Genomic DNA, 13,130 nt, shown 5'->3' with positions numbered 1-13,130 from the left:
GGATTAACGATATAAAGTTAATCCGTTTTTTATTGGCCTTTTTTACGTCAGAGCTTTGTCTAGGTTAACCTGATTGCTATCAGTTTCATCTATTTGAGCGGCTTCAGGCTCTGCTTGCTCAATATCGAAACTAAAGGCGAGTTGTTCCTCATCACTGTCATTATCATCGATAATATCGTCATCGACGCCATCGGCCCCTAAATCATGCTCCGATTCATCTAAGTTAGCGCTGGGCGTCATATGCTCTTGAATTGATTCAACATCAACCCGTGGGTCCAACGCTGCCGCCAGTGGTGACGAGACTAAGTCGCCCGTCGCCATTATGTAGTCTTGGGTGACATTGGTTTCGACTTTTTGCTGTGAATGTACATAACGTAAACGCACAAAGAGTATTAAGGTACAGGCTGACATAAAGCCATATAACATGTTATTGCCAAACCATTGCATTAATGTCGATGCGATAAGCGGACCGATACTGGCGCCTAAGCCGAAGGTTAATAATATTGTTGCTGATAAGCCTACCCGCTCATTTTGCTCTACTCGAGAGTTGGCAAGCGCTGTGGCGAGCGGATAGAAAGTGAAACCTAAAATACCAAATAGGAAAGTCATCACCAGTGAAATCACCGGATGATAGGGGGTTAAGGCGATAGCTAAGGCTAAGATACCGAGCAATATACAGTTGATACGGATAAGGCGACTGCGGGACATAATGTCGGACAATTTTCCCATTGGCCACTGTGCCAGTAATCCCGCTAAAATCGTTGCCGTCATATACGTGGCGACTTTTTCAGGCGGTAAACCTAAGTTACTGGCGTAGGCGGGAGCGAGACCATAAAACGAACCCACTATCATGCTACCAATCGCGATTGTCGTGAGTGCTTGTGGCGCTTTTTTCCAGTAATAGGCAATTTTGAGTGGGGCTGGCACTAAGGGCGCAGGGTGAAGACGACGCGTGAGTGAAATCGGTACGATACAGAGTGAAAAACAAATTGCGATAAGCAGTAGTGGCTCTAGTCCTAATTCGGGGAAAATACTGATCGCACCTTGGCCCAAGATTAAGCCGAAGTAAGATACGATCATATAACTCGCAAACACTGTGCCCCTTTGATTACTTTCAGCTTGTTCGTTAAGCCAACTTTCTAACACCATGTATTGGCACATCATCCCCATGCCTACCACGAGTCTGAGGAGCAGCCAAACCGCTAGCTCATCCACGAGTGCATGGCCTAATGCCGATGCAGCGACTATGCCTGCACTGGCGACAAAGGCGCGGATATGGCCCACTTGAGCGATAAGTCGATGACCAATCTTAGAGCCTGCCACTAGGCCAACATAGTAGGCCGACATCATGCCGCCAATCCATATTTGTGGCACATTCATCACTGAGAGCCTGAGCCCAAGATAGGTGGTAAGCAAGCCGCCGGCTAATACCATTAATAATGTGGTGCTATATAAAGAGGCGAAAGTGCGCAGCGGATTAGTCATATACAACTCCGAAAACACAAACTAGATTGATAATGAGGAGTGAGTATATCAGGGGTTAGTGTTTATGTTGTGTTGCAAATTGTTGGTAAATCTTGATTAATTGCGCATTACTGCTCAAAAAATCACTGAATTATGTCGGAACAACTCAAGAGGATGCTTGTAAAGCATTCACATAGACGCCAGCCGAGTAGGCTATTAGCGTCATGTTAGTCTATGTATTTCGTCGTATTTTTTAAAAGGAGTTATCTAAAAGTGTAAAGCAAGTTGAAGGTGGTGATGGTATCCATGGGTTGGCTTCCTTCTGGTACCACTTCAGTGTATTTGATGTTCATACCGATCTTAAATGCCCAATCTTGGAACACCAGATTTTTATAGTTCATATCTAAGGTGAGGGTGTTGTTGTTCTCGCCCACTTCCGCAGTGAGATCGGCATTGAGACTGCTGTATTCCTGTAGTTTTTGAGAGAATTTGGCAGCGGTACGAAGAATGACATCTTTTTCGGCATCAGGGTTGGGAATGGTTACCGACTCTGCAGGTAAGTTATATCGATAACCTGGGCCGAACTCGAGACTGAGTTTTGTTTTATAACTACTGATAGCATTGAAACCGTAACCACTCGAAAGCGTTGATATTTGCGTGTAACTACCGAATTGATCCCAAGTAAAATCACCACGTCCGAAGACATAACCCTTAGTCAGTTTATAGCTCGATTGTAACTGTAGCTCATATTTTTCGGAGGTTGTTTGACTTTTTTCTGAGGCAAAATAGGCTTTTAGTGTGGCTTCTTGCTTGGTTTGCTTTGTATCGTAAATCAGTTGGGTTCGACCATTAAAGCTGCTGGATTCGGTATTGCCTGTGTTCAGTTGCAAGCCAGCTTCGATTTCCGCCGTAAAATCGCTGGGTGGTTCCTGATAATCAGGTGGAACAAGCGCAAGCGCTGGAAATGAAAGGAAAAACAAACCGATTGGCGCAATAACTTTTAGCATTATGTTTTATTCTTGGTTAGCTGATTTCAGACGTCCGAATGTAGGCGAACCGCCATCATACCTGTATTGATTGGCGAGGCAAAGTTATTGCTTGAGTTTCTGGCTTGCTTTCTGTACTATCTCGCGCTCAAATCAGTCACTATTTTTCGTTCCTTGCCTCCATTTGGTCTGACTGAGCCAATACCGAGGCTACATAACCGTAAGGAGCAATAAATGCGTCATTACGAAATCGTATTTATGGTTCACCCAGATCAAAGTGAACAAGTACCAGGTATGATTGAGCGTTACACAGGTGTTATCACCGAAGCTAACGGCACAATCCACCGTTTAGAAGATTGGGGCCGTCGTCAACTGGCTTACCCAATCCTTGACCTGCATAAAGCTCACTACGTTCTGATGAACGTTGAAGCTAAAGCAGAGACGATCGAAGAGCTAGAAACAGCTTTCCGTTTCAACGACGCAGTTCTGCGTAACATGGTAATGCGTACTAAAGTTGCCGTTACTGAAGCATCTCCAATGGCTAGAGCTAGAGATGAGCGCGATTCACGTCGTGGCCCAGCTGGCGAACGCTCATATGATGAAGCTCACGCTGAAGAAATCGCTGAGTAAGGTAATCTGTGACCACCAATAACTTGGTGTTGTCAGGAACGATAACTCGTTCAAGACGCTTTAAAAGCCCAGCAGGTATTGCACACAGTGTGATTATGTTGGAACACAAATCGCAGCGTTATGAAGCCGAAATGCTCCGCAACGTCTACGTACAAATTCAAGTGATATTGAGTGGCCCACGCTTTGAAAGCGTCGCAGAAGATCTGAAAGCAGGTGTGGAAGTACAAGTGCAAGGCTTTATGACGCTTCAACAGGGGCGTAATGGTCAGAACCGCTTAGTCATCCATGCCGAAAATGTCGAATTGAAAACTTAGGAGACTGTCAACATGGCACGTTATTTCCGTCGTCGCAAGTTCTGCCGTTTCACCGCTGAAGGTGTTGCAGAAATTGATTACAAAGATATCGTTACTTTAAAGAACTACATCACTGAAAGCGGCAAGATTGTTCCTAGCCGTATCACTGGTACTAGTGCTAAATATCAGCGCCAACTAGCTCGCGCTATCAAGCGTGCTCGTTATCTTTCTCTACTGCCATACACTGATTTACATCAGTAATTGCAGTATTCCTAATCGAATATAGAGGATTTGATAATGAACGTTATTCTGCTTGATAAAATCGCTAACCTAGGCAACTTGGGTGACCAAGTTACTGTTAAAGCTGGTTACGCTCGTAACTACCTTTTGCCACAAGGTAAAGCTGTTGTTGCTAACGAAAGCAACGTTAAAGTATTTGAAGCTCGTCGCGCTGAATTAGAAGCTAAATTAGCTGCTGAATTAGCTGCTGCTAACCTACGTGCTGAGAAAATCACTGCACTGGAAGCTGTTGTTATTGCTTCTAAAGCGGGTGATGAAGGCAAACTGTTTGGTTCAGTTGGCAACCGTGACATCGCTGATGCAGTGACTGCTGCTGGTGTTGAGCTGGCTAAATCAGAAGTTCGTTTACCATTAGGCGCTCTGCGTACTACTGGCGACTTCGAAGTTGAAGTTCAGTTACACACTGAAGTTAAAGCTGTTGTTAAAGTTTCTATCGTTGCAGAAGCTTAATTACTCCTTGCTTTAATCTTAGCTTGTATTAAGAGAAACACCGCTTTGGCGGTGTTTTTTTATGGCTGAAATTCAGTATTTAGCTGTGGTCAATATGGTTTGATATTGGTTTGCGATGGATGAATACCAATCACATTAAATATTTAATCAGTTCAGAGCCTCACAGGCATCTCAATCCAAGGCGCATTGACGCAGAAATGGTTATTCCCTTTTAAGTCAATGCAACACGGGAGTGGGATGCCTGTGTTGCTCCCGAGGGCGGCTGATGTTAACGGCATGGCAACGCGCTTTATACTGCGTTTAAGGCTTTCGACAGAGCACCACTATGCCTTCAAGCCTTCGCTTTGTCTAAAGCGCGTTGAACTCCCGCTGAATGAACAGATATTTAATACGATTGGTATAATGCGGTAAGTGATATGTCTACTCATTCAGTCTCAAAGCGTATCCGCGTTTAAAATACTAGCCCAAATAAAAGCCGCTCACTGTCATGACAGTGAACGGCTTTTGACTAGATGGGTTGAATCCGTGTTTGGCTCAGAGTATTAATTTCTCACTAAATCCAATTCTTGGATTAAGTTATCGGCATGGTCGACTTCATCCATCATCCACAGGATATAGCGAATATCCACGTGCACCGCGCGAGTGATGGTTGGGTTGAAGAACCAATCTTTAGTGATAGCTTCATAGGTTGAGTCGAAGTTAAGGCCCACTAACTCACCTTTTCCGTTGAAGACTGGTGAGCCGGAGTTACCACCTGTGGTGTCCACGCTGGATAAGAAATTAACCGGTACTGAGTTAAATTCTTCTGGTTTATCTAAGCAAGAGAACAGACGGCAAATCCAGCCACGGGGATCTTGATACACGGATTTGACCAAGTGCTCACCAAAACGTTGCTCGTGAATTGCATCGAGGAGTTTTTTCGGCGCATTATAGGGCTCAACGCCTGTGTGTTTTGCGACTATGCCATCAAGACGAGTAAACGGCTGTTTATAGAGCGCATCACGTGATTGATAACCATCAACCATGCCATAGCTGATCCGTAGCGTACCGTTGGCGTCAGGATAGACTGGCCAGTTGTTTGCTTTGTAGTATTCGATCACGGCCGCCATATAATCAGGGCGAGCACTAGACAGCTTGCCGTCTAAGATTTTTTCTGACTTTTCCTGTGCCATATTCGTGTCATAAAGTGCTACGGCTAAACGAATAAAGGGATCGGCACTGGTTTCGAAAGCGCTAGCATCGGCATTCATCCACGCGAGGCGCTTAGCTTGGTCTGTGAGCGTAGTGAGTGAGTACAAACCATCGAGTTTAGCTGCGAGATCGGCATCTTTAGTGTTCGCACTTAGCATTTCATCGAGTGCAGCTACGCGATTTGATTGGCTAAGGTAAGCATTTAAATCCTGTAGCCACAAAGTCTTATCAACAGTGACATCAAAACTTGAATCGATACGTTTAAGACGTGAGCTTAGCATAGCAATATCACGTTCTTGGTAGCCTTGCTCACGCTCGGCATCGGGCTTTTGTTTTTCTTTAGCAAGACGGTAGAGGCTGTTTGCTGCGGTTAACAATGTGCTAGATTGGGCATTGGTAAAGTAGTAATTACTTTGGAATGCTTGTTGTTGCTCGGCGAGTAACACTTCTAACTCAGCAATGAGATTTTGATTTAGCTTAGGGTTTTGTTTAAGCCAAGCTAAAAAATTATCTTCACGGCTTTGCTTAATGCCAATGATATCCGTTGCTTTAAAACCCGCTAGTAGGCCGTTGAGTTTCTTCATCCGGTTGGCCATTGAGGCCATATTACCTGCGTACTTAATGGCGATATCGGCATCTTTTTGTCCCATCGCCTCGATAGTATCAATCTGTAATTGATAACGCTTAGCTTGAGTTGGGTACAACCAATCACTGGCAAATTTAAGTTCACTGGTCAGGTTGTAACGGCTAGTCGTGCCTGGGTAACCCGCCACAAACACGCCATCACCGGCTTTTACGCCATCGGCATTGACCTTAAGGTAGCTCTTTGGTTGGTAAGGAATGTTATCGTCGCTATAAGCAGCAGGTTTGCCATCTTTTCCGACGTAAGCTCGTAGGAAGGCAAAATCACCCGAATGGCGTGGATATTCATAGTTATCAATATCGCCACCATAGCTCCCAACACTTTCAGGTGGTGCGTAGACTAAGCGCACATCGCGGATCATCAATTGCTTGATTAAGTAGTATTCTAAGCCGTTATGGAAACTGCGCACATTACAACGATAGTTAGCATCGGCTTCACAGCTTTTGATGAGCGCTTTACTGTGATTTTGGATATCTTCGTAACGACTTAGCGGGTCTTGGCTGAGGTCTTTATTGATTTGCGCGGTGACATTGGTCACTGCTTCTGTGATGTATAAACGTTCGTTGGGACCGGCAGAGGGTTCCTTGTCCATCGATGTTGCTAAAAAGCCTTGTTCTAGGTAGTTATGCTCTTGCTTAGTGTTATATTGTATCGCCTTGTAGGCACAATGGTGGTTTGTCACAACTAGCCCTTGGGGGGAGACAAAACTGGCGGTACAATAGCCCAGCCCAACCACAGCGTTCATTGGATAACTTGTCAGATCGGCCAGTTTTTCTGCCGGAATATCGATTCCGCGTTCACTGAGTTTGTCTGCAATTGAAGGCATTTGATAAGGTTGCCATTGTCCTTCGTCGGCAGTTGCTATGCCGGATGTCAGTACTAAGGCCGCAACCAATGCAATACGCATGTTCTTTCCTTATTGATTGTTAGAGTGTCCGTTGGAATGAAATAACAGGCGAGTGTAAACATCCTGTTTGCTTGACGCGGGTTTTATATCATATTTTGTTAAGTTGTTGGAAATCGGGAGCGTTAATGTCACAACAAGGTGCTTTTAAGCCTAAAAGTAAGCCAAGAGATTTGCAGCTTGATGGACTCAAGCTGCCACCGCATTCAATTGAGGCTGAACAATCGGTATTAGGCGGCTTGATGTTAGATGCCGAAGCGTGGGACAGGGTCGCTGAGGCTGTAGTAAAAGAGGATTTTTACTCTCGCTCACATAAGATGATCTTCTCTGCCATGCACAGATTGGTTGATTTAGGGCAACCGATCGATTTGATCACGGTTTCTGAACAGCTCGAAGTTGAAAATCAATTAGAAGATGCCGGTGGTTTTGCCTATTTAGGTGAGATTGCGAAAAATACCCCAAGTGCGGGTAATATTTTATCCTACGCCGAAATCGTCCGTGAACGCGCCGTAGTGCGTGACATGATCCGCGTCGCACATGAGATTGCAGATGCGGGCTATAACCCAGAAGGTCGTGACTCGGGTGAATTACTCGACCTGGCTGAGAGTAAAGTCTTTAAGATCGCCGAGATGCGAACTAATGCTAACGAAGGTCCCGAAGGCATTAAAACCATTCTGGAAAAAACAGTCGATAAGATTGAGCAGCTTTATAACAACCCCCATAACGGTGTGACTGGAGTATCGAGCGGTTTTAACGATCTCGATAAAATGACCGCAGGCTTCCAGTCCGGTGACTTGATTATCGTTGCGGCGCGTCCTTCTATGGGTAAAACCACCTTCGCGATGAACTTGTGCGAACAGGCCGCAATGAATGAAGATAAACCCGTACTTATTTTCAGTCTCGAGATGCCGTCCGAACAGATTATGATGCGTATGCTGGCCTCCTTGGGTCGTGTTGATCAAACTAAGATCCGTACTGGTCAACTCGATGACGAGGATTGGGCGCGGGTTTCATCGACTATGGGTATCATGCTCGAGCAAGGCAAAATGTATATTGATGATGGTTCGGGGTTAACGCCGACAGAAGTTCGTAGCCGCGCGCGTCGTATTGCCCGTGAGTACGGTGGTTTATCTATGATCATGATAGATTACCTGCAGTTAATGCAGGTGCCCGCCTTAAAAGATAACCGTACCTTAGAAATTTCTGAAATTTCACGCTCGCTGAAAGCATTAGCCAAAGAGTTGGAAATCCCGATTATTGCCCTGTCGCAGCTTAACCGCTCGCTCGAACAAAGGGCCGATAAACGTCCTGTTAACTCGGATTTGCGTGAATCGGGCGCTATCGAGCAAGATGCGGATCTCATCATGTTTATTTATCGCGATGAAGTGTATAACAACGATTCTCAAGATAAAGGCACGGCAGAAATCATCATTGGTAAGCAACGTAACGGCCCCATTGGTCGGGTGCGGCTCACTTTCCAAGGGCAATTTTCGCGTTTCGATAATTATGCTGGGCCGCAGTTTGAAGAAGATTAATTGACGTTTAAAAACAGTCAGTTTGCGTTTGCAGAAGATGAGCTGTATTGATGTATTTTTTATATCCGTGACTTTTTATTTCCTGAGTAAACAAGGTAAATTTTGAACCCTTTTCCCCGTGCAGAAATTAGCAGTAGTGCACTGCAAACCAATCTCGCTGCGTTGCGTCAACAGGCACCAGCGAGTCGTGTGATGGCCGTCGTTAAAGCGAACGGTTATGGTCATGGATTATTGAATGTCGCTAATTGTTTAGTCAATGCCGATGGCTTTGGCCTAGCACGATTGGATGAGGCCTTAGAATTACGAGCGGGCGGCGTGACAGCGCGTTTATTGTTACTAGAAGGTTTTTTCCGTGCCACCGATCTCCCGTTACTCGTCGGGCATGATATTGACACTGTAGTGCACCACAGCTCTCAGCTTGAAATGTTAGAGCAAACTGTGTTGTCAAAACCTGTCACTGTCTGGCTTAAAGTGGATTCAGGCATGCATCGTTTAGGTTTTACGCCCGAACAATTTTCAACGGTTTACGCAAGGTTAATGGCCTGTCCCAATGTGGCAAAACCGATCCATTTGATGACACATTTTGCCTGTGCGGACGAGCCTGAAAACACCTATACCTCAGTACAGATGGCGGCTTTTAATACGTTAACGGCAGGCTTGCCCGGATTTAGAACCTTAGCAAACTCTGCTGGTGCTTTGTATTGGCCTCAGAGCCAAGGCGATTGGATCCGTCCTGGTATCGCACTCTATGGTGTATCTCCTGTTACTGGTGATTGCGGTGCGAATCACGGGCTAGTTCCTGCGATGGAATTGGTATCACAGTTGATTGCGGTACGGGATCATAAAGCCAATCAGCCAGTGGGCTATGGTTGTTTCTGGACCGCGAAGCAAGATACCCGTTTAGGTGTCGTGGCGATTGGCTATGGTGATGGTTATCCTCGCAATGCACCGGAAGGCACACCCGTGTGGGTCAATGGTCGTCGCGTACCCATAGTAGGCCGCGTCTCTATGGACATGTTGACTGTCGACTTAGGCCAAGATGCGCAAGATAAGGTTGGCGACAGTGCTTTGTTGTGGGGTAAAGCATTACCCGTTGAAGAAGTCGCTGAACATATCGGTACTATCGCTTATGAATTAGTCACTAAGCTCACCCCAAGGGTTGCGGTTTGCTTAGCTTAACCCTGACAAATGGAAGTATTTGGGGACACTTTTTAGCAAGAAAACGGTGATTAAACACCGTTTTCTTTTATGTAAAGTGTCAGGATGAATAATTGCCTCTACACGAATGGTTACTGCAAATAACACTATGAATTATAGTTATTTGTTAGCGAGAGAAGTGTCGAACCTGTAGGGCTGAGATAAGCGAAATAGTGGTTTGCAGTTCACCGTTGGCGACGCAATATGTTTTGGACCTGAGGATGAAGCTGTGCTGAACTGGTGTTAGGCGGCAAAATAGACGATAAAAATATCTCAATTCAGGTTACGGTAAACCAGCTGTTCTGATCTTTGTTATCTGGCTTTAAAAAAGCGAATGAAACATAAGATCCAGAGCGACAGGATAGTTAATGTATTTTGAGCTGACTGGCTTGATGTATTTAAGCTATTAGTTTTCAAAACATATTTCAATATAAGCAGTACCATGCGGGCTTGTAAATGGCATGATAATCTTAGTGCCATTAGCTTTATGGGAAATAGTATGGCCTTTTCCTGATACGACCATAGGAGTGGCCATTTCAAATTCATAGCCTTTTTGACCCAAAAGATTTTTTGCGCCACCAGTCACCATATTCGTAATTTCGCCTACTAAGTCAGTCACTTCCTCGTTAATTTTACCCGGGTTTTCGCCCAGCATATTCTGCATTATCTGCAAAACAAGCTTTTGTTCGAAGGTAATCGACAGTGATCCTTTTGTTTGGGGTCCAACAAGACCTATTAGGCCGGATACATCACCCTTAGCTAAGTTATCTACTTTGATTTGGGGTTTGCCCGGCGTCAAATCCATGCTCGCCATCGTAGATATGACATTGAGCAAAGATTGGAGGAAAGGATTAATAAAATTAACGTTCATGCCTAAGTTTGTCCTCTTTTGAGCCTAAACCATGGAGTAATGGCATTGCTTAAGGCTATTAGAAAAGTTGCTTATCGACAGCAATCTTGATCACACTCTATCAGCTTAGATGAGACCGCTATAAATGTGAGGCTAATTTAAAGATATTCTTATCATTTATCTGAGTTATAGGCAGCTAAAGCTCCATATAACCGTTTCCTTTATTGTTTAGATCGTTTTGTATGATGGTTCATAAGTTTGCTTGGAAGACGCTTATCGTCAAATGGCGTTGTTTTACGTCTCATACATACAAAAATGGGCTGCATTAGCCCCATTCATAGTGGCTCATGAGTGCCGATGCTGCAAAGTTTTTTAGCCTTTTTATGGAGTAACTCGACTTTTATTTGCACTTGAACTTGTGAGAAGGCGTTGCTACTCAACTCTCTATCCCATCGCGTCTTACGTAATCCCATTTTATATGGCTATTTTCGGCATTGTGGAGTGCTATCAAAAAGGCGTCTTGGCCTTGAGTGTCTTAGCTGACTTTGTAAAAGTACGATGTTCGCTGTAAACTGTCTCACTTTTTGCTTCACCCTAACGACGCATTTGTAGTGTGTTGTTCAGTACGTGTTTTCAGGTCAATTACTGGGAACACCATCTTGAGCGCTCAATCTTATAATTTGGGATACCTCACAGGATGCCCGGCAATTAGACAAATGCACAAATGTGTAAAAACAGCTTAAAATGTGAGCGTGATGATTCAGTCTAAAATGAGTAAAAACCCTGTTATATCAACTATTCCAATCGATAGAACCTTTTCCATTGCGCCCATGTTGGATTGGACAGACCGGCATTATCGTTATTTTGCACGTTTGATGTCGGCTAATGCTTTGTTGTATACGGAAATGGTGACAACAGGAGCGATATTGCATGGTCGCGGTGATTACTTAGCGTATAACCAAGAAGAACATCCTTTGGCGTTGCAGTTAGGTGGTTCTAATCCCTTAGATTTGGCTCGTTGCGCTAAACTCGCTGCTGAGCGTGGCTACGATGAAGTTAACCTCAATGTGGGTTGTCCTTCCGATCGAGTGCAGAATGGTCGCTTTGGCGCGTGTCTGATGGCGGAACCTGAGTTAGTGGCTGAGTGTGTTGACGCCATGAAACAAGTCGTTGATATTCCTGTGACTGTGAAAACGCGTATCGGAATTGATGAACAAGATAGTTATGCGTTTTTAACCCAGTTTATTGATGTGGTCAGTGCAAAAGGGTGTACGGATTTTACTATCCATGCGCGTAAGGCGTGGCTTCAAGGGTTAAGCCCAAAAGAGAATCGCGAGATCCCGCCGCTCGATTATGAGCGTGTGTATCAACTTAAGCGTGATTATCCTGCACTTAATATTGGTATTAATGGCGGCGTAACAACTCTCGAGCAAGCACAAGTTCATTTAGTGCAGCTCGATGGAGTAATGATGGGGCGCGAGGCTTATCAGAATCCTTATATTCTGGCGCAGGTGGATCAAATATTGTGTGGCAGTCAAAAAGCAGTGATCAGCCGAGAGGCTGTGATTGAGGCTATGTTGCCTTATATTGAAGCGCATTTGCAGTCTGGTGGCCGGCTCAATCATATTACTCGTCATATGATAGGTTTATTTCAAGGTTTACCAGGTGCCCGCGCTTGGCGTCGTTATTTGAGTGAAAATGCCCATAAAAACGGCGCTGGGATAGAAGTGGTAAAACAGGCTTTTCAGAGTATTCAAGCTGAAGTCACTGAGTGATTTCTAATCAACTTAAAAGATGGTGAAATTTACTAGTTTGAGTAGTATTTTTCACCACTTGTTATTTCCCAATTCATTCCTATATCTCATCCTGTTCACTTAAAATACTTTAAAGTGATTAGAATCATGCTGTTAAGAATGTTTTTATAAGTTGGCACGCAGTTTGTAATACTCCTTTCGTCAAGTTAATTAATCGAAAGGGATGCCATCATGTTTATGTTAACCATTAAAAAATCAGTACAAATGAGTGTGTTATTAGGCGCGTTAGTCGGTAGCGTTGCAGCACACGCAGAAGCCGCACCAATATCAGATGTTGTGGGAACTATTGAGCAAACATTAACTGTGCAGACACAAGAATTGTTCGTCAGTGTAAAGCGTGAATTTGTGATGTCATTGCAAACACAACTGGCTGAAAGTATGTATGACTTCAACAGTCAACTTAGCTTAAACGCTGAAAATAAAGGTGAATCGGCAGGTGCCGATGAATATAGCGCTAAGTAAAGGATCTGCTTATGTGGTTTGTAGCACCTTTGATGACATTGCTACTGTTACCTGTAATTAGTCTTGCGTTGTTTTCAGGCATTATTTGCTGGTTTCAGTGGCATAGTGTTAATGATAAATAAGTTAGCGATCAACTGAGCCGAGGTTTTAGATGAAACGATTAAAAGTGCGTATGGAGAGTCCAGAGCGATTAGTGTGTGGTGTTGCCGCTGGTATGGCGTGGAAATTTGATTGGTCTTGTTTTTGGACTCGTGCGGTGTGGGCTGGTGCAGTTGTATTTATGCCGGGTGTGAGTTTGCTAATTTACTTTGTTTTAGCATTGTTAGTTGACCAATGGAAAAAACCAGCCTAAGCATGCAGTGATGGCTGGCGTTGATGAGCTAATAAGTGGCTTGTTTTGATTTAAAATGA

13 protein-coding genes are annotated in these 13,130 nt (G+C 44.3%); 9 read left to right on the top strand and 4 right to left on the bottom strand.

Going from position 1 to position 13,130, the window contains the following annotated elements; translation table 11 throughout:
• Positions 1–42 precede the first annotated feature (42 nt).
• Together L5M10_RS11650 and L5M10_RS11645 are read right to left on the bottom strand one after the other, a co-directional pair.
• Complete coding sequence (locus L5M10_RS11650; RefSeq protein ID WP_113939972.1) at positions 43–1,485, bottom strand: MFS transporter; 1,443 nt, start codon at positions 1,483–1,485, stop codon at positions 43–45.
• Positions 1,486–1,727: 242 nt separating this feature from the next.
• Positions 1,728–2,471 carry a YdiY family protein gene (locus L5M10_RS11645; protein ID WP_263164667.1) on the bottom strand — a complete coding sequence of 248 codons (744 nt, stop codon included), beginning with the start codon at positions 2,469–2,471 and terminating at the stop codon, positions 1,728–1,730.
• A 213-nt stretch (positions 2,472–2,684) separates the two neighbouring features.
• Between L5M10_RS11645 and rpsF the strand changes: the two genes are divergently transcribed.
• Genes rpsF through rplI form a run of 4 tightly spaced genes read left to right on the top strand, consistent with a single transcriptional unit; the run spans position 2,685 to position 4,123 of the window.
• The gene (gene rpsF / locus L5M10_RS11640) at positions 2,685–3,080 is read left to right on the top strand and encodes a 30S ribosomal protein S6 (RefSeq protein WP_105251410.1); all 396 of its coding nucleotides are present in this window, start codon (positions 2,685–2,687) and stop codon (positions 3,078–3,080) included.
• 8 nt (positions 3,081–3,088) lie between these two features.
• Positions 3,089–3,394 carry a primosomal replication protein N gene (gene priB, locus L5M10_RS11635; RefSeq protein WP_105251411.1) on the top strand — a complete coding sequence of 102 codons (306 nt, stop codon included), beginning with the start codon at positions 3,089–3,091 and terminating at the stop codon, positions 3,392–3,394.
• A gap of 12 nt (positions 3,395–3,406) precedes the next feature.
• Entirely contained in the window at positions 3,407–3,634 is a 228-nt protein-coding gene (gene rpsR, locus L5M10_RS11630) for a 30S ribosomal protein S18 (RefSeq protein WP_006083042.1), read from the top strand.
• 36 nt (positions 3,635–3,670) lie between these two features.
• Entirely contained in the window at positions 3,671–4,123 is a 453-nt protein-coding gene (gene rplI / locus L5M10_RS11625; RefSeq protein ID WP_113939970.1) for a 50S ribosomal protein L9, read from the top strand.
• Between the two features lie 542 nt (positions 4,124–4,665).
• On the opposite strand, the gene L5M10_RS11620 is transcribed toward rplI, so the two are convergent.
• Positions 4,666–6,864, bottom strand: a complete 2,199-nt coding sequence (locus tag L5M10_RS11620) for a S46 family peptidase (RefSeq protein WP_263164669.1) — start codon at positions 6,862–6,864, stop codon at positions 4,666–4,668.
• 125 nt (positions 6,865–6,989) lie between these two features.
• Between L5M10_RS11620 and dnaB the strand changes: the two genes are divergently transcribed.
• Together dnaB and alr are read left to right on the top strand one after the other, a co-directional pair.
• Positions 6,990–8,396: a replicative DNA helicase gene (gene dnaB / locus L5M10_RS11615; RefSeq protein ID WP_105251415.1), complete on the top strand. Its 1,407-nt coding sequence runs from the start codon at positions 6,990–6,992 to the stop codon at positions 8,394–8,396.
• A gap of 102 nt (positions 8,397–8,498) precedes the next feature.
• Positions 8,499–9,575, top strand: a complete 1,077-nt coding sequence (gene alr / locus L5M10_RS11610) for an alanine racemase (protein ID WP_263142828.1) — start codon at positions 8,499–8,501, stop codon at positions 9,573–9,575.
• 424 nt (positions 9,576–9,999) lie between these two features.
• On the opposite strand, the gene L5M10_RS11605 is transcribed toward alr, so the two are convergent.
• On the bottom strand, positions 10,000–10,464 hold the full coding sequence (locus L5M10_RS11605; protein WP_105251417.1) for a chemotaxis protein CheX: 465 nt from the start codon (positions 10,462–10,464) through the stop codon (positions 10,000–10,002).
• A gap of 734 nt (positions 10,465–11,198) precedes the next feature.
• Here L5M10_RS11605 and dusA point away from each other — a divergent pair.
• From dusA to L5M10_RS11590, 3 genes are all read left to right on the top strand, one after another.
• A complete protein-coding gene (dusA, locus tag L5M10_RS11600; RefSeq protein ID WP_263164671.1) occupies positions 11,199–12,218 on the top strand; it encodes a tRNA dihydrouridine(20/20a) synthase DusA in 1,020 nt (339 codons plus the stop codon).
• 210 nt (positions 12,219–12,428) lie between these two features.
• Positions 12,429–12,719 carry a hypothetical protein gene (locus tag L5M10_RS11595; protein WP_263164672.1) on the top strand — a complete coding sequence of 97 codons (291 nt, stop codon included), beginning with the start codon at positions 12,429–12,431 and terminating at the stop codon, positions 12,717–12,719.
• Positions 12,720–12,870: 151 nt separating this feature from the next.
• A complete protein-coding gene (locus tag L5M10_RS11590; protein WP_113941528.1) occupies positions 12,871–13,071 on the top strand; it encodes a PspC domain-containing protein in 201 nt (66 codons plus the stop codon).
• Positions 13,072–13,130 lie beyond the last annotated feature (59 nt).

This window comes from Shewanella sp. SM32 (assembly GCF_025654235.1).
Classification (GTDB): Bacteria; Pseudomonadota; Gammaproteobacteria; order Enterobacterales; family Shewanellaceae; genus Shewanella; species Shewanella oncorhynchi.
This window is presented reverse-complemented; position numbering and strand designations above follow the sequence as displayed.

What these genes read in the sequence shown, in the direction of transcription:
- L5M10_RS11650 (WP_113939972.1), bottom strand. Translation starts at nt 1,485, where the DNA reads ATGACTAATCCGCTGCGCACTTTCGCCTCTTTATATAGCACCACATTA.
- L5M10_RS11645 (WP_263164667.1), bottom strand. Translation starts at nt 2,471, where the DNA reads ATGCTAAAAGTTATTGCGCCAATCGGTTTGTTTTTCCTTTCATTTCCA.
- rpsF (WP_105251410.1), top strand. Translation starts at nt 2,685, where the DNA reads ATGCGTCATTACGAAATCGTATTTATGGTTCACCCAGATCAAAGTGAA.
- rpsR (WP_006083042.1), top strand. Translation starts at nt 3,407, where the DNA reads ATGGCACGTTATTTCCGTCGTCGCAAGTTCTGCCGTTTCACCGCTGAA.
- rplI (WP_113939970.1), top strand. Translation starts at nt 3,671, where the DNA reads ATGAACGTTATTCTGCTTGATAAAATCGCTAACCTAGGCAACTTGGGT.
- L5M10_RS11620 (WP_263164669.1), bottom strand. Translation starts at nt 6,864, where the DNA reads ATGCGTATTGCATTGGTTGCGGCCTTAGTACTGACATCCGGCATAGCA.
- dnaB (WP_105251415.1), top strand. Translation starts at nt 6,990, where the DNA reads ATGTCACAACAAGGTGCTTTTAAGCCTAAAAGTAAGCCAAGAGATTTG.
- L5M10_RS11605 (WP_105251417.1), bottom strand. Translation starts at nt 10,464, where the DNA reads ATGAACGTTAATTTTATTAATCCTTTCCTCCAATCTTTGCTCAATGTC.
- dusA (WP_263164671.1), top strand. Translation starts at nt 11,199, where the DNA reads ATGATTCAGTCTAAAATGAGTAAAAACCCTGTTATATCAACTATTCCA.
- L5M10_RS11595 (WP_263164672.1), top strand. Translation starts at nt 12,429, where the DNA reads ATGTTTATGTTAACCATTAAAAAATCAGTACAAATGAGTGTGTTATTA.
- L5M10_RS11590 (WP_113941528.1), top strand. Translation starts at nt 12,871, where the DNA reads ATGAAACGATTAAAAGTGCGTATGGAGAGTCCAGAGCGATTAGTGTGT.